The 318-nt window shown below is 44.3% G+C and carries 1 protein-coding gene; it reads right to left on the bottom strand.

Annotation, left to right across the window (positions count from 1 at the left end; genetic code table 11):
* Nucleotides 1-49: 49 nt before the first annotated feature.
* A partial coding sequence (locus L5849_RS15510) for an NADH dehydrogenase [ubiquinone] 1 alpha subcomplex subunit 1 (RefSeq protein WP_236926270.1) occupies nucleotides 50-318 on the bottom strand: 269 nt, incomplete at its 5' end.

The following is a 318-nucleotide window of genomic DNA, read 5'->3' as shown; positions in this document are numbered from 1 at the left end:
AGATAAAAGTTGCAGCTAGATATCAATGTCTGAGACCACGCATCTCTTTCTACTTGGCATCCAAAATTGCTTCAAGCCCCCTTGGTTTATATTCACTGCCTGTAATCCGTCTGTCCCTAAGGTAGATTTTGAAGTCCTGTGGATGTTCCTCCCATCTTCTGGCTTTAGTCTTGCCATTAAAACATAGCCAGTTAATCGCCCACTGGGCATGAGGTGGAATAACAAGACAGGCGTATACAAGGGCAACGCTAGGTAATACTTCGTACCACATTTTTTCGACAAAATCGCCCTCAACAACGACGAAAATGTCCACCAGAC

The organism is Erythrobacter sp. SN021 (assembly GCF_021864455.1).
Note: the sequence above shows the minus strand (reverse complement) of the source record. Positions and strands in the feature narration are given on the sequence as shown.